Annotated in this window: 15 protein-coding genes; 11 read left to right on the plus strand and 4 right to left on the minus strand. The window is 64.8% G+C overall.

From position 1 onward, the window contains the following. Nucleotides 1-136 precede the first annotated feature (136 nt). From EHH60_RS14965 to EHH60_RS14975, 3 genes are all read left to right on the plus strand, one after another. On the plus strand, nt 137-646 hold the full coding sequence (locus EHH60_RS14965; protein ID WP_124160227.1) for an OsmC family protein: 510 nt from the start codon (nt 137-139) through the stop codon (nt 644-646). Between the two features lie 170 nt (nt 647-816). Continuing rightward, complete coding sequence (locus EHH60_RS14970) at nt 817-1626, plus strand: hypothetical protein (RefSeq protein WP_124160228.1); 810 nt, start codon at nt 817-819, stop codon at nt 1624-1626. 386 nt (nt 1627-2012) lie between these two features. Next, a complete protein-coding gene (locus tag EHH60_RS14975; protein WP_124160229.1) occupies nt 2013-3689 on the plus strand; it encodes a methyl-accepting chemotaxis protein in 1677 nt (558 codons plus the stop codon). 166 nt (nt 3690-3855) lie between these two features. On the opposite strand, the gene mutS is transcribed toward EHH60_RS14975, so the two are convergent. Then, complete coding sequence (gene mutS / locus EHH60_RS14980) at nt 3856-6594, minus strand: DNA mismatch repair protein MutS (RefSeq protein ID WP_124160230.1); 2739 nt, start codon at nt 6592-6594, stop codon at nt 3856-3858. A gap of 215 nt (nt 6595-6809) precedes the next feature. On the opposite strand from mutS, the gene pcaF reads away from it, so the two are divergent. The 5 genes from pcaF (at nt 6810) to EHH60_RS15005 (ending at nt 12610) form a co-directional block, all read left to right on the plus strand. Further along, nucleotides 6810-8018 carry a 3-oxoadipyl-CoA thiolase gene (gene pcaF, locus EHH60_RS14985; RefSeq protein ID WP_124160231.1) on the plus strand — a complete coding sequence of 403 codons (1209 nt, stop codon included), beginning with the start codon at nt 6810-6812 and terminating at the stop codon, nt 8016-8018. Nucleotides 8019-8220: 202 nt separating this feature from the next. Further along, nucleotides 8221-8922, plus strand: coding sequence for a protocatechuate 3,4-dioxygenase subunit beta (pcaH, locus tag EHH60_RS14990; protein WP_124160232.1), 702 nt, complete (start codon nt 8221-8223; stop codon nt 8920-8922). A gap of 1 nt (nt 8923) precedes the next feature. Then, entirely contained in the window at nt 8924-9526 is a 603-nt protein-coding gene (pcaG, locus tag EHH60_RS14995) for a protocatechuate 3,4-dioxygenase subunit alpha (RefSeq protein ID WP_124160233.1), read from the plus strand. Nucleotides 9527-9781: 255 nt separating this feature from the next. After that, nucleotides 9782-11470, plus strand: coding sequence for a methyl-accepting chemotaxis protein (locus EHH60_RS15000; protein WP_124160234.1), 1689 nt, complete (start codon nt 9782-9784; stop codon nt 11468-11470). 75 nt (nt 11471-11545) lie between these two features. Then, a complete protein-coding gene (locus EHH60_RS15005) occupies nt 11546-12610 on the plus strand; it encodes a phosphotransferase (RefSeq protein WP_124160235.1) in 1065 nt (354 codons plus the stop codon). Nucleotides 12611-12733: 123 nt separating this feature from the next. Here EHH60_RS15005 and EHH60_RS15010 read toward each other — a convergent pair whose 3' ends face one another. From EHH60_RS15010 to EHH60_RS15020, 3 genes are read right to left on the minus strand one after another with little or no spacing between them, the layout of a single operon-like run. After that, entirely contained in the window at nt 12734-14290 is a 1557-nt protein-coding gene (locus EHH60_RS15010; protein WP_124160236.1) for an MDR family MFS transporter, read from the minus strand. A 44-nt stretch (nt 14291-14334) separates the two neighbouring features. Continuing rightward, complete coding sequence (locus tag EHH60_RS15015) at nt 14335-15504, minus strand: HlyD family secretion protein (protein WP_124160237.1); 1170 nt, start codon at nt 15502-15504, stop codon at nt 14335-14337. Then, a complete protein-coding gene (locus EHH60_RS15020; RefSeq protein WP_124160238.1) occupies nt 15497-15979 on the minus strand; it encodes a MarR family winged helix-turn-helix transcriptional regulator in 483 nt (160 codons plus the stop codon). Before EHH60_RS15020 ends, EHH60_RS15015 begins: the two co-directional genes overlap by 8 nt. Before the next feature lie 157 nt (nt 15980-16136). Here EHH60_RS15020 and EHH60_RS15025 point away from each other — a divergent pair, with 157 nt between their 5' ends. The 3 genes from EHH60_RS15025 to ispG are packed head-to-tail and all read left to right on the plus strand — an operon-like array spanning nt 16137 to nt 18916. Beyond that, nucleotides 16137-16631: a Fur family transcriptional regulator gene (locus tag EHH60_RS15025; protein ID WP_124160239.1), complete on the plus strand. Its 495-nt coding sequence runs from the start codon at nt 16137-16139 to the stop codon at nt 16629-16631. A 35-nt stretch (nt 16632-16666) separates the two neighbouring features. Further along, entirely contained in the window at nt 16667-17620 is a 954-nt protein-coding gene (locus tag EHH60_RS15030; protein ID WP_124160240.1) for a DMT family transporter, read from the plus strand. Between the two features lie 12 nt (nt 17621-17632). Then, a complete protein-coding gene (ispG, locus tag EHH60_RS15035; RefSeq protein ID WP_124160241.1) occupies nt 17633-18916 on the plus strand; it encodes a flavodoxin-dependent (E)-4-hydroxy-3-methylbut-2-enyl-diphosphate synthase in 1284 nt (427 codons plus the stop codon). Nucleotides 18917-18952: the final 36 nt, after the last annotated feature.

Below are 18952 nucleotides of genomic sequence, written 5' to 3' on the forward strand. Positions count from 1 at the left end.
AGCGTAACATCATGAAAATACGTTTGTTTTTGGCTCGATTCCGGTCGCTCATGGCAGATCCCATCAATCATGAGCTGACACGAAACCGGCCGCCTTCTATACCACTCGTGAGAACGACATGCCGGGAGAGAAAAAGATGGACGCTGTCCAACTGCGCCAGATGCAGGCCCCGATCAAGGAGCGCTACAAGACCGATCCAAAGGCCGCGCTGATCACGCTGAAGGCCAAGGGCTCCACCGATGGCGAAGGCATCGCCTGCAAGGTCGAGACCGGCCGCGCCATAGCAATGGCGGGTCTGCATCCGGGCACCGGCGGTTCCGGCCTCGAGCTCTGCTCCGGCGACATGCTACTGGAAGCGCTGGTCGCCTGTGCCGGCGTCACGCTGAAGTCGGTCGCGACTGCGATCGAGGTTCCGCTCAGGACCGGCAACGTCTACGCCGAGGGCGATCTCGACTTCCGCGGCACGCTCGGCATCGACAAGGAGACCCCGGTCGGCTTCGCCGAGATTCGCCTGCGCTTCGAAGTCGACACTGACGCGCCGCAGGACAAGCTCGACCTGCTGCTCAAGCTCACCGAGCGCTATTGCGTGGTCTATCAGACCATCAAGAACGGCCCGAAGGTGTCGGTGTCGATGCAGCGGATCTGACTCTTACCCTCCCCTGGAGGGGGAGGGTCGATCGCGCGCAGCGCGAGCGGGGTGGGGTGATCTCTCCACGTCGCACACTGTTCGTGTCGAGAGATCACCCCCCCGCTGCGCAGTTCGCTTCGAACTATGCACAGCGACCCTCCTCCTCCAGGGGAGGGTAAGAAGAAAAAATGTCCCTCGATCTCCACTTCATCCTCTTCCTGCTCCTGCGCATGGCGATCGCGGCGGCGTTCGTGGTGTCGGCGTCGATCATCGCCGAACGCGCAGGGCCTGTGATCGGCGCGCTGGTTGCGACCCTGCCGGTGTCGGCCGGTCCCTCCTACGTCTTCCTCGCGATCGATCATGACGCCGCCTTCATCGCGCAAGGTGCGCTGGCGAGCCTGCCGGTGAATGCTGCGACGATCGTCCTCGCGCTCACCTACGTGGTGCTGGCGCAGCGACATAGCCTTCTGGTGAGTTGTGGAAGCGCCGTCGCGGTCTGGATCGTGCTTGCATCGATCATCCGCCGGTTCGACTGGTCGCTCGCCGCGGGGCTTGCTGCCAACCTGATCGCGTTCGGAATCTGCATCCCGCTCCTGGCAGGCTATCGCCATGTGAAAATGCCGCTGGTGACGCGCCGCTGGTATGACATCCCGATGCGGGCTGCGCTGGTTGCGACCCTGGTCGCCCTTGTGGTCTCGACGTCGAGCTGGGTCGGCCCTCGCATCAGCGGCATCATCGCGCTCTATCCCGTGGTGTTCTCCAGCATCATGGTGATCCTGCATCCGCGGATTGGTGGACCGCCGACCGCCGCCGTGCTTGCCAACTCCGCGTGGGGCCTGCTCGGATTTGGCGTGGCCATCGCAGTTCTGCACGTTGCAGTCGTGTGGTTCGGCTCCGCGGTCGGCTTGTGCCTCGCGCTCGGGACCTGCCTGGTCTGGAACCTGACGCTGTGGGGAATTGGCAGGCGCGCGGGACGCAAGGCGCGGCCGATTCCGTGAGACTACGGAGATGCGCGACACAACGTCGCGAAAGCCGATGCGGCACGCTCTCCTCACGCTCACTCATAAGTGACGAGGCGTGCTCCCCAAGGTATCGCATCGAGATGCATCATTTCAAATCGCAGCCGCGATTACCGTTGATCTTCGACGCGCACAGAATCGCGCTGGCTCCAGCCGATTTCCGACAGGTCTATTAGAACTTTCTTCGCGCTTTTCATCTACGAATAAACCAGCGTACCCGCGTCCGCTGCCGTGAGCGCGAACTCGTCCGAGCTGCATCAGAGTGCAGGGACGCGCGGGAATTGTCGATTTGAATACGGCTGTGCCGCTGCAACTGTTACTTCCCCTACGAGCCGTCCACGCTATTTCGAGATGGAGATTCCTTGATGTTCGGTCGCAAGTCCCACAGTGATGCACAGGCACGGCTCGACGCCATCGGCCGTTCGCAGGCCATGATCGAATTCAATCTCGATGGCTCGATCATCACGGCGAACAAGAACTTTCTCGACGCCCTCGGCTATCGGCTCGAGGAGATTCAGGGCAAGCATCACTCCATGTTCGTGCCGGCCGACCAGCGCGATACCACCGAGTACAAGGCGTTCTGGGCTGCATTGAACCGTGGCGAGTATCAGGCGCGCGAGTTCAAGCGGATCGCGAAAGACGGCCACGAGGTCTGGATCGAAGCATCCTACAATCCGGTGCTCGACGGCAACGGCAAGACGGTGATGGTCGCCAAGATTGCGACCGACATCACCGCGAAGAAGATCCGGAGCATGACGGACGCCTCCAAGATCGCTGCCATCAGCCGCGCCCAGGCCGTCATCGAGTTCAATCTCGACGGCACCATCGTTTCGGCCAACGAGAACTTCTGCAAGGCGCTCGGCTATTCGCTCGACGAGATCAAGGGCAAGCAGCACAGCCTGTTCGTGGCCGAGGCCGAACGCAACAGCTCGGCCTATCGCGAATTCTGGGCCGCGCTCAACCGCGGCGAATACCAGGCGGGCGAGTTCAAGCGCATCGGCAAGGGCGGCCGCGAGGTCTGGATCCTTGCCTCCTACAATCCGTTGCTCGACGAAAACGGCAAGCCGTACGGCGTGGTCAAGTTCGCCACCGACGTCACCGCCGAGAAGCTGAAGAACGCCGATCTCGCCGGCCAGATCGCTGCGATCGACAAGGCCCAGGCGGTGATCGAGTTCAACATGGACGGCTCGATCATCACCGCCAACGCCAACTTCCTCGGCGCGCTCGGCTATTCGCTGGCCGAGATCAAGGGCAAGCATCACAGCATGTTCGTCGATCCCTCGGAGCGCGATAGTGTCGCCTATCGCGAGTTCTGGGCCGCGCTCAATCGCGGCCAGTATCAGGCGGCGGAATACAAGCGCATCGGCAAGGGCGGCAAGGAGGTCTACATCCAGGCCTCGTACAACCCGATCCTCGATCTCAACGGCAAGCCGTTCAAGGTGGTGAAATACGCCACCGACACCACGAAACAGGTGCTGGTCCGCATGGGCAATGAGCGCGTCCGCGGCATGATGGAATCGGTCGCCGCCGGCTCGGAGGAGCTCAATGCCTCGGTGCGGGAGATCTCCGAGGCGATGACCAAATCCCGCGAAACCGCGATGAGCGCGGTCGATCAGGTCTCCTCCGCTGATGCGCAGGCCCAGCGCCTCACCGAAGCCGCACAGGCGATGAGCGGCATCGTCGAGATGATCAACAACATCACGGGACAGATCAACCTGCTCGCGCTCAACGCCACGATCGAGTCGGCCCGCGCCGGCGAGGCTGGCCGCGGCTTCGCGGTGGTCGCTTCCGAAGTCAAGAGCCTCGCCAACCAGGCCAAGCAGGCTACCGACAAGATCGGCGAGGAGATCGGCAGCCTCAACAGCATCTCCGGCGACGTCGTCAGCGCGCTCGGTTCGATCAAGCAGGCGATCAACAATGTCAGCGAGTACGTCACGTCCACCGCCGCGGCGATCGAGGAGCAGAGCACGGTGACGAACGAGATGTCGACCAGCATGCAGCGCGCGGCCGCTGAGGCGGCGGCGATCGCGGCGCGGGGGTAGGCGCCAACCACACTCTCATTCCGGGGCGACTCGAAGAGGTGAACTACGGTGCGCAATTGCGCACCTGAGAATCTCGAGATTCCCCGGTGCGCAATCGCGCACCTGAGGTCTGGTCCTCAGGGTCGCTTCGCGATCCCTTCGGACCATCCCGGAATGACGGTCTCATTTACGGCTTCGGCAGCCTCGCCTTCAACGCATATAGCGCGTCGAGCGCTTCCCGCGGCGACATCTCGTCGGGGTGCAGCGCCTTCACCGCTTCCATCAGCAACTCGGCCTCGCTCGGCGGCGCGGCTTCCGCGGCGGCGCGGGAGGGGACTGCGAACAGCGGCAGGTCGTCCACCAGCGCGCGCGCGGTCTGGCCGCGGTCCTGCGCCTCCAGCTTAGAGAGCACGGATTTGGCGCGTGTGATCACCGCCGGCGGCAGGCCGGCGAGTTTCGCCACCTGGATGCCGTAGGAGCGATCGGCCGAGCCCGGCAGCACCTCGTGCAGGAACACGACGTTGCCCTGCCATTCCTTGACGCGCACGGTGGCGTTGAACATCCGCGGCAGTTTTGCCGAGAGCGTGGTCAGCTCGTGATAATGCGTGGCGAACAATGTGCGGCAGCGGTTGCTCTCGTGCAGATGCTCGATCGCGGCCCAGGCGATCGAGAGGCCGTCGAAGGTCGCGGTGCCGCGGCCGATCTCGTCGAGAATGACGAGCGAGCGTTCGCCGGCCTGATTCAGGATCGCCGCGGTCTCGACCATCTCCACCATGAAGGTGGAGCGGCCGCGGGCCAGATCGTCGGCGGCGCCGACGCGCGAGAACAGGCGGTCGACGATGCCGATCCGCGCGCGCGTCGCCGGCACGAAGCTGCCGATCTGAGCCATCAAGGCGATCAGCGCGTTCTGGCGCAGGAAGGTCGATTTACCCGCCATGTTCGGGCCGGTCAGCAGCCAGAGCTGACCGGACTTCTGCGCTGGCGCAGGCGACAGGTCGCAGGCATTGGCGATGAACGGCTCGCCGTTGCGCTTCAGGGCCTGCTCGACCACGGGATGGCGGCCGGCCTCGATCGCAAAGCTGAGCGAGCCATCGACCTCGGGCCGCACATAGTTCTCGTCGACCGCGAGCTTGGCCAGCGACGTCGCGACGTCGAGCAGCGCAAAGCCTTGCGCCGCGGCGCGCAGATCGTCGCTGATCTCGAGCGCTCTCGCACAGAGCCTTTCGAAGATCTCGAGCTCGAGGCCGAGCGCACGGTCGCCCGCATTGGCGATCTTGGCTTCGATCTCGCCGAGCTCGGAGGTGGTGAAGCGCACCTGCCCGGCCAGCGTCTGGCGATGGATGAAGGTGGCGTTCAGCGGCGGCGACATCAGCTTGTCGCCGTGCTGGGCCGTGACCTCGACGAAATAGCCGAGCACGTTGTTGTGCCGGATCTTCAGAGCCTTGACGGAGGTCGCGTCGGCGTAGCGCGCCTGCATCGAGGCCACCACGAGGCGTGAGGCGTCGCGCAGGTTCCGCGCCTCGTCGAGGGCGGGTTCAAAGCCGGGACGAACGAAGCCGCCGTCGCGCTTGATCAGGGGCAGCTGCTCGTCGAGCGCACGGGCAAATTCGGATGCGAGTTCGCGTGACGGTCGTTGCAGCGCCGCCATCACGGCCACGATCTCCTGCGGCGGCTCGTCCAGTTCGGAGAGTCGCGTCAGCACCTGGTCGGCGGCGATGATGCCGTCGCGGATGCCGGCAAGGTCGCGCGGTCCGCCGCGGCCGACCGAGAGCCGAGCCAATGCGCGCGACATGTCGGGTGCGCCGCGCAAGATGCTGCGGATGTCCTCGCGTGCCGCGGAATCGGCAACGAAGGCGCTGACCGCGTCGAGCCGCCGCGCGATCGCCGGCGCGTCGGTCAGCGGCGCCGCCAGCCGCTGCGCCAGCAGGCGAGAGCCGGCGGAGGTCACCGTGCGGTCGATGGCGTCAAGCAGCGAGCCGCGGCGCTCGCCGGCCAGCGTCCGCGTCAGCTCGAGATTGGCGCGGGTGGCCGGGTCGATCGCCATGGTCGCGCCCGAGGCCTCGCGCGCGGGCGGCGACAGCGGCGGATGCTTGCCGACCTGCGTGCGGTCGACATAGGTGACGGCCGCGGCCGCGGCGGTGGCCTCCAAGCGCGTCAGCTGGGAGAGCCCGTCCATGGTCGCGACGGCGAAGTAGTCGCACAGCCGCTTCTCGGCGGTCGCGCCGTCGAAGACATCGCGTGTCAGCGGCGTCACGGCCGGCAGCTCGCGCAGGGTCTGTCCGAGCTCGCTGTCGTTGTAGAGCGCGTCGGTGACGATCGCCTCGTTCGGATTGATCCGCGCCAGCGTCGCGGCGAGGTCGCCGCCGGAAGCTTCGGTCACCATGAACTCGGCGGTCGAAATGTCGATCCAGGCGAGGCCGAAGCGGTCGCCGCCGGCGGAGGAGCGGGCACGTGCGATCGCCAGCAGGTAATTGTTGGCGCGCGCGTCGAGCAGCGTGTCCTCGGTCAGCGTGCCCGGCGTCACCAGCCGCACCACGCCGCGCCGCACCACGCTCTTGTTGCCGCGCGCCTTGGCTGCAGCGGGATCCTCGGTCTGCTCGCAGACCGCGACCCGGTGGCCGGCGCTGATCAGGCGATGCAGATAATCCTCGGAGCGCTCGACCGGCACGCCGCACATCGGGATATCCGCGCCCTGGTGCTTGCCACGCTTGGTCAGGACGATGCCGAGCGTTTTCGAGGCGATCTCGGCGTCCTCGAAGAACAGCTCGTAAAAGTCGCCCATCCGGTAGAACAGCAGCAAGCCCTGATGCGCCGCCTTGATCTCAAGGTACTGTTCCATCATCGGCGTGACGCGCGCGGCGGCTTCGGCCTGCGGCGCGGGCGTGTTGTCGGGGGGCGGGACAGGTATTGGCTGTTGCATCGTCATGGGCGGCGCAACCTACAAAATTTCGGCACCTGCTCCTATCGCTTTGGCCGGAGAGACGAGGTTTTCCACGTTGTCCGCACGGTGGCATGCGCTTGCGGCGTGCGGCCCCTTCGGAACACGCGCGCATCAGTCAATTGACCTGCCGCGGGCGCCCTCCTAAAACTCCGCCGACATTGAAGAATTTGGCCGGACCGCGGCATTCAGGGAGAACAACGATGCGTGACGTCTTTATCTGCGATGCCGTGCGGACCCCGATCGGCCGTTTCGGAGGCTCGCTCGCCAAGGTGCGCGCCGACGATCTGGCCGCTACCCCCATCAAGGCGTTGATGGCAAAGCACCCCAATCTCGATTGGGCGCAGGTGGACGAAGTGTTCTTCGGCTGCGCCAACCAGGCCGGAGAGGATAACCGCAACGTCGCGCGCATGGCGCTGCTGCTGGCGGGCCTGCCGGATTCGGTTCCCGGCCAGACCCTGAACCGGCTCTGCGCCTCGGGTCTGGATGCAGTCGGAGCCGCGGGCCGCGCCATCCGCTCCGGCGAGATCGAGCTCGCCATCGCAGGCGGCGTCGAATCGATGACGCGCGCACCCTTCGTGATGGGCAAGGCGCAGGAAGCTTTCTCGCGCTCCGCCGAAATCTTCGACACCACCATCGGCTGGCGCTTCATCAATCCGCTGCTGAAGGCGCAGTACGGCGTCGATGCCATGCCCGAAACCGGCGAGAACGTCGCCGAGGAATTCCAGGTTTCGCGCGCCGACCAGGACGCTTTCGCCATCCGCTCGCAGCAGCGTGCGGGCAAGGCCATCGCGGCCGGCTATTTCGCGGAAGAAATCACGCCGATCACCATTCCCGGCGGCAAAGCCGGTCCGATCACGGTCGACAAGGACGAACATCCGCGCCCTGAAACCACGCTGGAAGGTTTGGCAAAACTGAAGCCGATCGTGCGCAATCCCGGCACGGTGACGGCCGGCAATGCCTCGGGCGTCAATGACGGTGCCGCCGCCATGATCCTCGCCTCGGAAGCCGCGGTGAAGAAGCATGGCCTGACGCCGCGCGCACGCATTCTCGGGCTTGCCTCGGCCGGTGTGCCGCCGCGCATCATGGGCATCGGCCCGGTGCCGGCCACCCGCAAGCTGATGGAACGGCTCGGCAAGAAGATCAGCGATTTCGACCTGATCGAGCTGAACGAAGCCTTCGCCTCGCAGGGCATCGCCTGCATGCGCCAGCTCGGCGTTGCCGACGATGCCGATTATGTCAATCCGCATGGCGGCGCCATCGCCCTCGGCCATCCACTCGGCATGAGCGGCGCGCGCCTCGCGCTCACCGCCGTCCACGGCATGGAGAAGCGCGGTGGCAAGCTGGCGCTGGCCACCATGTGCGTCGGCGTCGGCCAGGGCGTCGCGGTTGCGATCGAGAAGTTGAACTGACGGGACGCGTAGCGTCCCGTCATCCCGGGCGGTGCACTTGCACCGACCCGGGATCTCGAGATTCCGGGTTCAGCCCTGCGGGCTGCCCCGGAATGACAGCTTCGGGAAGCCGCGAAACCCGCTTCCCCAAATTAGTTATGTCCTATAATGATCGGCGAAGCGTTGACCGGCCGGACCGAAAACGGCCTGGGAGGAGTTCGCCATGACATTCATCTATCCCCCGGACAGCAACAAGGCGCATCCGCTGCCGCTGTCGCCCGAATACAAGAGCTCGATCAAGCGCGCGCCGAGCAAGCCCTTGATTCCGATGCGCCACACCTTGTCGGAGCTGACCGGCCCGGTCTACGGCCACGAGACCGTGCGCGATGGCGACAACGACCTCACCACCCAGCACAGCGGCGAGCCGCTCGGCGAGCGCATCATCGTGCATGGCCATGTGCGCGACGAGGACGGCCGCGGCGTGCCAAACTCATTGATCGAGATCTGGCAGGCCAATTCCTGCGGCCGCTATGTTCACGTCCGCGATCAGCATCCGGCGCCGCTCGATCCGAATTTTACCGGTGCGGGCCGCACTTTGAGCGATGCTTCCGGCTATTATCGCTTCGTCACCATCAAGCCCGGCGCGTATCCCTGGGGCAATCACCACAACGCCTGGCGCCCCGCGCACATTCATCTCTCGGTGTTCGGCTATTCCTTCGTCACGCGCCTCGTGACGCAGATGTATTTCCCGAACGATCCCTTGTTTCCGTTCGATCCGATCTTCAACTCGGTGCCGGACGAGAAAGCGCGGGCCCGAATGGTTTCCTCGTTCGATCTCGAGAACACCCAGCCCGAATGGGCGCTGTGCTACCGCTTCGACATCGTGCTGCGCGGCAAGAACGCTACGCCTATGGAGAACCACTAAAGTGCAAGAGTCTGTGAAGCCTGACGGTATCACCCCATCGCAGACGGTCGGTCCGTTCTTCAAATACGGCCTGACGCCGAACGGCGAATATGCCTGGAACGACGCGTTCACCAACTCGACGCTGACTGCCGACGTCTCAGGCGACCGCATCCGCATCGAGGGTCGCGTGTTCGATGGCGACGGCGTCGCCGTGCCGGATTGCATGCTGGAGATCTGGCAGCCGGATGGGCAGGGACGTTTCGCCGACCCGCAGGACAAGCGTGCGCTGCCGAATGCGAGTTTCCGCGGCTTTGCCCGCTGCGGCACCGACAAGGACGGCAACTACGCCTTCGAAACCATCAAGCCGGGCGCGGTGCCGGATCCCGACGGCAAGCCGCAGGCGCCGCACATCCTGCTTGCGGTGTTCGGCCGCGGCATGCTGCGGCATCTCTACACCCGCATCTATTTCAGCGACGAGGCCGGCAACGCCGCCGATCCGGTGCTGGCGCTGATCCCGGCTGACCGCCGCGCCACGCTGACTGCGGTGCGCGAGGCCGGCAAGACCGTTTACCGGCTCGACCTGCACCTCCAGGGCGACGACGAGACGGTGTTCTTCGAGGTCTGAGCGAATATGTGCCGATGACGCCAGGTCGTCGGCACCACGTTCTCATCCAGCGCAATCGCGATCGGCGTTGCCTTGATCCTGCCTGCTCCTCTCCAGACTCCGGTGGGTCAGTCCCGCTGACCAAAATCCGGTTGATCGACGTTCAATCCCGTGATTTTTCGGAGCCTTTCTTTCGAGACCTCCCCGCAGGCAATCCTGCATTTACCATATTGATCTAGGCTCCTCGCGATTTCAGCGCGTGCCCTGGATTATTTCATGAAGATTCGCCTGTCGTTGTCGGCCGCGATCATCGCTTTCGGGATCGTTCTTGCCATTGGCTTTACTGCGGTCGTTTCCACCAGCCTCTATGCACTGCGCGAGCTCAAGGTCGGCGGGCCGCTCTATTCCGACATCAAGCTCGGCAACGACCTCATCGCCGACATCCTGCCGCCGCCCGAATACGTCATCGAGGCTTATCTCGAGGCGACGCTAGCCATGCGCGAGCCGGACCAGCTGGCCGCCCATGGCGAGCGCCTGGTCCAGCTCCGCAAGGATTACGACGAGCGCAAGGCCTTCTGGGTCTCCTCCAGCCTCTCGGCCGACCTCAAGACCGCGCTGGTGTCGAAGTCCGATGCGGAGGTGCAGAAATTCTGGAAGGCGTCCGACCAGCTCCTGCCGGCCCTCAAGGCCAAGGATGCAGCTGGGTCCGAGCGCGCCTATGCGCAGGTCAAGGACGCCTATACCGCGCATCGCGCCGTCATCGACAGCATCGTCGAGAACGCCAACAAGCGGAATGCCGCAATGGAGAAGCTGGCCGCGGACCGCGACAGCTCCATGCTCTATATCCTCCTCGGCGTCTCCGCCGCCGTTCTGGCCTTCATTGCCGCCGGTCTGCTCGGTGTTGCCCTCGGCGTGGTGCGTCCGATCGTGCGCATGACGGATACGATGCAGAAGCTCGCGACCGGCGATCTCGCCGCCGACATTCCGTTCGCGCACCGCAGGGACGAGGTCGGCTCGATGGCGGGTGCGCTTGTGGTGTTCAAGCAGGCGGCGGTCGAGAATTCCCGTCTGCGCGAGGAACAGTTGCGGCAGGAGCAGGAGGCGGCGCTTGCCAAGCGCTCCGCCTTGCACCAGATGGCCGAAACCGTCGAGCGCGAGACCGGCCGCTCGGTTGATACCGCAACCGCGGCGACGGCAGGCATCGAGCGGGCCGCCTCCGGCCTGTCGGAGATCGCGAAGTCGCTCTCTGCGCAGTCTCAGGCGGTCGCGGCGGCCTCCACGCAGGCCCTCGGCAGCTCGCAGGCCGTCTCGGCCGCAGCCGAAGAATTGAGCGCCTCGATCCGCGAGATCGCAAGCCAAGTCGCGCGCACCAGCACGGTCACCAAGTCGGCGGTCGCCGGCCGCGAGCAGGCGCGCTCGACCATTCAGGCGCTGGCCGGATCGGTGAAGAAGATCGCCGAGGTCTCCGACCTCATCGGCGGCATCGCGGGCCAGACCAATCTCCTCGCACTCAACGCGACGATCGAGGCGGCACGCGCCGGCGAAGCCGGCCGTGGCTTCGCGGTGGTTGCCGCCGAGGTGAAATCCCTCTCCGATCAGACCGCCAAATCCACCGATGAGATCGGGCGGCTGATTACGGAAATCCAGACTTCGACCCAGGCCGCGGTCGATGCCGTCGAGGCCATGGGGGGCCACATCGTCGAGATCGATGGCGTGGCGACCAAGGTCGCCGCCGCGATGGAAGAGCAGGACGCGGCGACACGGGAGATCACGCGGTCGATCTCCGAATCCGCCTCCGCGGCGAAGGAGGTCTCGGCGAAGATCGGCGATGTCAGCCGCGACGCTGCCTCCGTCGACCAGCGCGCCGCGGATGTCAGGCAGGCAATCTCCGGGATGGCGGCCAATCTCGAACAGCTGCGATCGGTCGTCGTGCGAACCGTGCGCGACTCGACCGCGGCAGCCTGAGCCCGGCGGCCGCTCGGCCGCTGGTGCCCGGGAGTGTGATCTTCAGTATGGCGCGGGACAGGGGCATCGTGGTTCATGACATCTCCACAATTGCCGGCGGTCGTTGAGCCCGCCCGACTGACGGCCGCCCTGCGCAGGGGCGGCGTGCTCGACGCCGGCGCGGTGCGCGAAGTGAAGGTGCTGCATCAGCGCGACACGGTCGTGTCGCACATTCTCCGTCTTGGCCTGCGTTACGTCGGCGAATCCGCCGGCGCTCCGCAGTCGCTGATCCTGAAGACTGCAAATGCAGCTTTCGCCGAGAAGCTTGCCAATGGCGGCAGGCGGGAGGTGGAATACTACACGCAATTGACGCCGAGCATGCCGCCGGGACTGGTGCCCCGCTGCTTCGACGGATATTTCGACGAAGCCAGCCTCACCTGGTATCTTCTGCTCCAGGACCTCACTGACAGCCACGACATCGCGACGGTTTGGCCGCTGCCGCCGTCGCGGAAGCAGGCGATTGCGATCGTCACCACGCTCGCGCGTTGGCATGCGGCCTGGTGGGACCATCCGAGCCTCGGCGGCACCGTCGGCACCTGGGCGAGCCCTGAGGACAGCGCGGAGCGCATGGAGACGTTCGCGGGTCATTACGACCGCTTTGCCGACGCTCTCGGTGATCGCCTCAGCGAGGAACGACGTACCCTCTATCGTCGCCTCATCGATCAGTCGGAGCGACTGTCCCAGCGTTATCACTCGCGCCGTCACACAAGCATCACCCATGGCGACGCTCATGTCTGGAACTTCCTGCTGCCGCGCGCCGGCGTTGCCGATACCGTGCGCATCTTCGATTTTGATCTGTGGAGCGTCAACGTTCCAACCCACGACCTCGCCTATATGATGGCCATGCATTGGTATCCGGAACGCCGGCAGGCACTCGAACGCCCGTTGCTCAATGTCTACCACGATACGTTGATCGAGAGCGGCATCACCGGCTATACGCGCGGCGCGCTCGATCGCGACTACCGCTGGGCGGTGCTCTGGCAGATCACGAGGCCGGTCTGGCAGTGGAGCATCAACATCCCGCCGCTGATCTGGTGGAATAATCTGGAGCGGGTGTTTGCGGCCGTGGATGATCTGGGCTGCGAGGAATTGTTGGGATGATCTCTCCCGGACGCAGCGCAGCACGCAGTGGTGCGCTGCTGAGGCGGGGCCCAGGTCGGCCAGCAGAATAGGTCCCGGTTCTGCGGCGCATCGCTAGGCGCTGCACCGCGCCCCGACCCGGGTCTACTCCATCACCGCGTGCTCCGGCCCCGCCGCCTGCTTGCGCAGCGTGGCCTTGGTCGAGCCGATCAGGAACGCGAGCGGGATGGTGCAGAGGATGAAGACCATCACCAGTTGGTAGTCGTGAGCGAAGGCGATGATCTGCGCCTGCACGCTGATCATCCTGTCGGCCATGGCGCGGCCGACGTCGGTGGACAGATTGATCATGCCGCTGACGCTGGGCATCTGCAGCGCATGGTTGAACGGATTGACGTGCTCGGAGAGGATCGCATAGGTCCGCCGCGTGCCCTGCGTCAGCTCGGCGATGACGACGGAAATGCCGACCGAGCTCGCGACGTTGCGCATCAGGGTGAGCATCGCGGTGCCGTCGGTGCGCAGCTCGTTCGACAGCGTCAGGAACGCCACGGTCGAGAGCGGCACGAAGACGAGGCCGAAGCCGAAGCCCTGGATGACGCTCACGGTGACGATCTCCGGCACCTGGGTCAGGTCGGTCCAGCCGGTCATCTGGAACAGCGAGCCCGCGGTCAGCGTCAGGCCGGAGATGATCAGCGTGCGCGCCTCGAAATAGCGCATCATGCGGCCGACCAGCATCATGGCGAAGAAGGTGCCGATGCCGCGGCTCGCCAGCAGCAAGCCGGCGGTGATGATGGGATAGCCGATCACGTTCTGCATGTAGGGCGAGGCCAGCGCCATGGTCGAGAACAGCACGAGTCCCATCACAATCATGAACACGCAACCGGTGACGAAGTTGCGATCCCGAAACAGCGCGAAGCGGATGAACGGGGTCGAGGTCGTGAACGAATGCGCGAGGAAGAAATAGAAGGCGACGGCCGAGACGATGAACTCCGCCAGGATCTCGTTGGATTCCAGCCAGCCCAATTGCTCGCCGCGGTCGAGCGCGAGCTGCAGCGCGCCGATCGCGATCGCCAGTGCGGCGAAACCGAACCAGTCGAATTTGAGGCTGAGGTCCTTCCTGGTCTCGTCCATGAAGAGGATCAGCCCGAGCACGGTGATGGCGCCGAACGGCAGGTTGACGAAGAACACCCAGTGCCAGGAATAGGTCTCGGTGAGCCAGGCACCCAGAGAGGGTCCCATGATCGGACCCATCATCACGCCCATGCCCCAGATCGACATCGCCTTGGCGCGTTCCTGAAGCGTGTAATAGTCGAGCATGACCGACTGCGACAGCGGCACCAGGGCCGCGCCGAACACGCCTTGAAGCAGGCGGAACAGCACCATCTGGTTGATGTCCTGCGCGAGGCCGCACAGCACCGACGCCATGGTGAAGCCGGCCGAGCAGATGATGAAGATGCGCTTGCGGCCGAAACGGTTGGCGATCCAGCCCACCGGAGCCGTCATGATTGCGGCGGCGACGATGTAGGAGGTCAGCACCCAGTTGATCTGGTCCTGCGACGCAGACAGCGTGCCTTGCATGTATGGCAGGGCGACGTTGGCGATGGTGGTGTCCAGCGCCTGCATGACGGTCGCGGTCATGGCGCAGATCGTCACCATGTTCCGGCGCAGGCCGGGGACCATCAGGCTGGCATTGGCTTCGGACATCGGATCAGTCCTTGTCGCAGTCTCTAGCTTGGTCTTTCCTAGTCCTAGTCCTGGTCCTTGTCCTGGCCCGCGGTCGCCGACAGGCCGAGCAGGCCGGCCAGCGTGCGCTTGTGGCCGGTGTCGATGGTGGCATAGACGCTCATGCCGGCCTTCAGCTTCCGCACATATTTGTCGGTCTCGTCGAAATAGATGCGGATCGGCACGCGCTGTACCACCTTGACGAAGTTGCCGGTGGCGTTCTGCGGCGGCAGGATCGCAAATTGCGCACCGGTGCCCGGCGAGAGCGAGCCGATCTTGCCCTTGAAGACGTGGTTCGGAAACGCGTCGACCTCGAGCGTCACGGGTTGTCCTTCGGTGACGTAGGTGAGGTCGCTCTCCTTCGGGTTGGCGTCAACCCAGGGATGGGCGACATCGATGATGGTGAATACCGGCGTGCCGGCGGCGACATAGCGGCCGAGCTGGATCTGCTCGACCTGCGTCGCCACCCCGCCCATCGAGGCGCGCACCACGGCGTGGTCGAGATTGCGTTCGGCATTGTCGAGCTTGGCCTTGGCCTCCGCATAGGCTGGGAATTTTTCCAGTGGCAGGTCGGGATCGCCGAGTAGCTGGGTCTTCGCCGTCGAGAGCTGCTGCCTGACATATTGCGCGATGGACCCGGACGTGACCAGTGCATTCGCTGCGTTGTCGAGATCGAGCTGCGAGCCGAAACTGTTCTTCACCAGAGCCTGCTTGCGCTCGACGTCGCGCTGCTTCAGGTCGACGCCCTGCTGAGCGAGATTGAGCATGTCGCCGTAGATCTTGATGTTGGCGCGGAGATTGTCATAGGTCGTCTGCGCCTGCGTCAGCTGTGCTCTGGCCTCGTCCACCGCGAGGCGGAACGGCACGGGGTCGATCTCGAACAGCACGTCGCCCTGCTTGACGAACTGGCCTTCCTTCACGACGACCTTCTGGATCTTGCCGGAGATGTCGGGCGTCACCAGCACCTTCTGCGCGCCGACATAGGCGTCGTCGGTTCCGACATAGCGTCCGCCATTGAGATAGAAGGTGAGGCCGCCGATGGCGACCACGACCGGCAGCACGACCAGGAGCAGGAAACGGCGATAGCGGCGCAGGCCCGCCACCAGGCGGCGGCGCGGATCGGTGCCCGCTTTCTTCGCCGGCTTGCCGCTCTCGCCCTTCTGCTCGGGCTGGAACTTGAGGACCTGATCAGCCATAGCGCTGCTCCTTACGCGCTTGTTCCGCGCCGCTGGCCTGGATCGCGGTCCGCACGTTTTCCTTGATGGTTTCGAGCTGGGCGAGGAGACGATGGGCATCCGCCGGATTGATGCCGTCGAGTGCGTTGGCGGTGATTTCGGACCTGAGCCCGCTCATCCGGCCGAGCAGCTGCCGGCCGGACTTCTTCAGGTAGAGGCGCTTGACACGGCGGTCCGAGGCGTCGCTGCGCCGTTCGAGCCAGTCATTGTCGCAGAGCTTGTCGATCAGGCGGGTCAGCGTGATCGGTTGCACCTCGAGCAGTTCGGCGAGTTCCGACTGCTTCATGCCCTCGCTGCGCTCGACCTTGGCCAGCACGGCCCATTGCGCGCGGGTGATGCCGAACCGCGAGGCCTCCTTGTCGGCATAGACGCGCAGCAGGCGGTAGAGCTCGGCGAGCGTGAACAGGAAATTCTGGTCGACAGACCCGCGGGTCATGAGCTTGGTCTCCAATAAGCAGGAGATATCATAAGCAAGCTTATGATTATTTCATGGCGGATTAACGGGTGGCTGTCCCGCAATGCCAGCATGGCTGGCAGCCGTTCGCAGCGTCGTGCTTTGGGTTCCCGGGCCAAAATGCTAAAAGATTTATCGCATGACCCTCGCTAAGCCGGCATTTCCCGCGCCAGATCACGATCACCGCCGCTGCGCCGCGGATGCGCTCGCGCATGCCGAGGCGGTCTGCGAGCAGCGTGCGCAGAAGTTCACGCCAATTCGCCGTCAGGTGCTGGGAGCCTTGCTTTCCAGCCACCGCCCGCTCGGTGCCTATGAGGTGATCGACGAACTGGCAAAATCGATGGCGCGGCCGGCGCCGATCACGGTCTATCGTGCCCTCGATTTCCTGATGGCCAACGGCCTCGTGCATCGCATCGAGAGCCGCAATGCCTATCTCGCCTGCGCCGCCCATGATCACGATGCGACCTCGGCTGTCGCGTTCCTGATCTGCGAGCGCTGTGGCCTCGTCGGTGAGATCCCGTCGGCGTCCTTTGCCGGGGATCTCAATGCGGCCGCGCGCTCCTCGGGCTTTGCCCCCAAATTGTCCGTGGTGGAGATCACGGGCGTCTGCACCCATTGTCAGAAGATTGCATAGACCAACGACGGCGCAAAGCCGGTATTCGGGAAGAGATGTCCTCAGCTCAAATCGTACCCTCCGCCGCACGCCCCCTCAGTGCCGGCGCCATCGCCCTCATGCTCATGCTGTGCCTGACCTGGGGGTTCAACCAGATCGCGGTGAAGCTGGTCCTGCCGGACATTCCGCCGATGCTCCAGGCCACGATCCGCTCGATGGGCGCACTGCCGGTGCTGTTCATCATCGGCACCTTTCGTGGCGTCAATTTCTTCGAACGTGACGGCACCTGGAAGCCCGGCCTGATCGCCGGGCTGATGTTCGGCATCGAATTCGTGCTGATCTTCCAGGGGCTGCGTCTCACATCTGCTTCGCGCGCGGTGGTCTTCCTCTATACGGCGCCGTTCTTCGTTGCGCTCGGCTCCTACCAGGTGCTTGGAGAGCGTCTTGGCAGCTCGCAATGGCTGGGCCTGGCCATCAGCTTTGCCGGCGTCGCCCTCGCGATCGGCGTGCCGCAGCCCAATGTCGATTCGCATGTTCTGCTCGGCGATCTCATGATCGTCGGCGGCGCTGCGCTGTGGGCCGCGACGACGCTGGTCGCCAAGGGCACGCGGCTGCGATTCGCCGCGCCCGAGAAGGCGCTGGGCTATCAGGTCGCCACCTCGATCCCGATTCTGGGGATGGCGGCCTGGCTGTTCGGCGAATCCATCACGCACATGCCGGCGCCGCTTTCGCTCGGCCTGATGGCGTTCCAGGCGATCTGGGTGGTGGGAACCACGTTCACGCTTTGGTTCGCGCTGGTGAAGACCTACTCAGCCAGCAAATTGTCCGCTTTTACCTTCATCACCCCTTTGTTTGGCGTGGTGGGTAGCTATTTCATCATGCACGACACCCTGAGCCTGACATTCGGGGCCGCCGCGGTCCTTGTAATTGCTGGGCTTTTCCTGGTTAACCGTCCGAGCCCATCGGCCGCGGCGCCGCGTGATGCATTGCTGAACGTCACCAAAACCTGATATTTGGACCCCATGAACAAGCTCGAAAACCCTCTCGATTCCGACCTCGCAGGCCCGGCGCCCCGGCACCGGACCACCCAGGTCAAGGTCGGCAACGTCGCCGTCGGTGGCGGTGCGCCGATCGTCGTGCAGTCGATGACCAACACCGACACCGCCGATGTCGACGGCACCATCGCCCAGGTCGCAGCGCTTGCGCGCGCCGGCTCCGAAATGGTCCGCATCACCGTGGACCGTGAGGAGGCTGCAGCCGCGGTTCCGCACATCCGCGACGGCCTCGCCAAGCGCGGCATCACCACGCCCCTGATCGGCGACTTCCATTATATCGGCCACAAGCTGCTCGCGGCCTACCCGGCCTGCGCCGAGGCGCTGGCCAAGTATCGCATCAATCCCGGCAATGTCGGCTTCAAGGACAAGCGCGATACCCAGTTCGCCGACATCATCGAGATCGCGAACAAGAACAACAAGCCGGTCCGCATCGGCGCCAATTGGGGCTCGCTCGACCAGGAGCTTTTGACCAGGCTGATGGACGAGAACGCCGCGTCTGCCAATCCGCGCGACGTGCGCGCGGTGACGCGCGAGGCCATGGTGCAATCGGCCCTCTTGTCCGCCGCGCGGGCCGAGGAGCTCGGCATGCCCAAGGACCGCATCATCCTGTCGGCCAAGGTGTCGGCGGTGCAGGATCTGATCGCGGTGTATCAGGATCTCGCGTCTCGTTCCGATTATGCCATCCATCTCGGTCTCACCGAGGCCGGCATGGGCTCGAAAGGCATCGTGGCGTCCTCGGCCGCGCTCGGCATCCTGCTGCAGCAGGGCATCGGCGACACCATCCGTATCTCGCTGACTCCGGAGCCCGGCGGCGACCGCACCCGTGAGGTGCAGGTCGGCCAGGAGCTCTTGCAGACCATGGGCTTCCGCACCTTCGTGCCGCTGGTTGCGGCCTGCCCCGGCTGCGGCCGCACCACCTCGACCACGTTCCAGGAGCTGGCGCGCTCGATCCAGGATTTCATCCGCGACGAGATGCCGACCTGGAAGACGAAATATCCCGGCGTGGAAGAGCTCAACGTCGCGGTGATGGGCTGCATCGTCAACGGCCCGGGCGAGTCCAAGCATGCCAATATCGGCATCTCCTTGCCCGGCACCGGCGAAGCGCCGGCCGCGCCTGTCTTCGTCGACGGCAAGAAGTTCCGCACGCTGCGCGGCCCGACTATCTCCGCCGACTTCAAGGCGCTGGTGATCGACTACATCGACCAGCGCTACGGCCAGGGCGCCAAGGTGCCGGCGCCTGCGGCGGAGTAGTTCTGCTCCGCCAGCGCTCCACACACGTCCGTCGTC

The organism is Bradyrhizobium sp. RP6, from assembly GCF_003837805.1.
Lineage (GTDB): Bacteria > Pseudomonadota > Alphaproteobacteria > Rhizobiales > Xanthobacteraceae > Bradyrhizobium.

Coding starts and splice junctions, on each gene's coding strand:
- EHH60_RS14975 (WP_124160229.1), top strand. CDS start 2,013: ATGTTCGGTCGCAAGTCCCACAGTGATGCACAGGCACGGCTCGACGCC.
- ispG (WP_124160241.1), top strand. CDS start 17,633: ATGAACAAGCTCGAAAACCCTCTCGATTCCGACCTCGCAGGCCCGGCG.
- pcaF (WP_124160231.1), top strand. CDS start 6,810: ATGCGTGACGTCTTTATCTGCGATGCCGTGCGGACCCCGATCGGCCGT.
- EHH60_RS15010 (WP_124160236.1), bottom strand. CDS start 14,290: ATGTCCGAAGCCAATGCCAGCCTGATGGTCCCCGGCCTGCGCCGGAAC.
- EHH60_RS15015 (WP_124160237.1), bottom strand. CDS start 15,504: ATGGCTGATCAGGTCCTCAAGTTCCAGCCCGAGCAGAAGGGCGAGAGC.
- EHH60_RS15030 (WP_124160240.1), top strand. CDS start 16,667: ATGTCCTCAGCTCAAATCGTACCCTCCGCCGCACGCCCCCTCAGTGCC.
- pcaH (WP_124160232.1), top strand. CDS start 8,221: ATGACATTCATCTATCCCCCGGACAGCAACAAGGCGCATCCGCTGCCG.
- mutS (WP_124160230.1), bottom strand. CDS start 6,594: ATGACGATGCAACAGCCAATACCTGTCCCGCCCCCCGACAACACGCCC.
- EHH60_RS14965 (WP_124160227.1), top strand. CDS start 137: ATGGACGCTGTCCAACTGCGCCAGATGCAGGCCCCGATCAAGGAGCGC.
- EHH60_RS15005 (WP_124160235.1), top strand. CDS start 11,546: ATGACATCTCCACAATTGCCGGCGGTCGTTGAGCCCGCCCGACTGACG.
- EHH60_RS14970 (WP_124160228.1), top strand. CDS start 817: ATGTCCCTCGATCTCCACTTCATCCTCTTCCTGCTCCTGCGCATGGCG.
- EHH60_RS15025 (WP_124160239.1), top strand. CDS start 16,137: ATGACCCTCGCTAAGCCGGCATTTCCCGCGCCAGATCACGATCACCGC.
- EHH60_RS15000 (WP_124160234.1), top strand. CDS start 9,782: ATGAAGATTCGCCTGTCGTTGTCGGCCGCGATCATCGCTTTCGGGATC.
- EHH60_RS15020 (WP_124160238.1), bottom strand. CDS start 15,979: ATGACCCGCGGGTCTGTCGACCAGAATTTCCTGTTCACGCTCGCCGAG.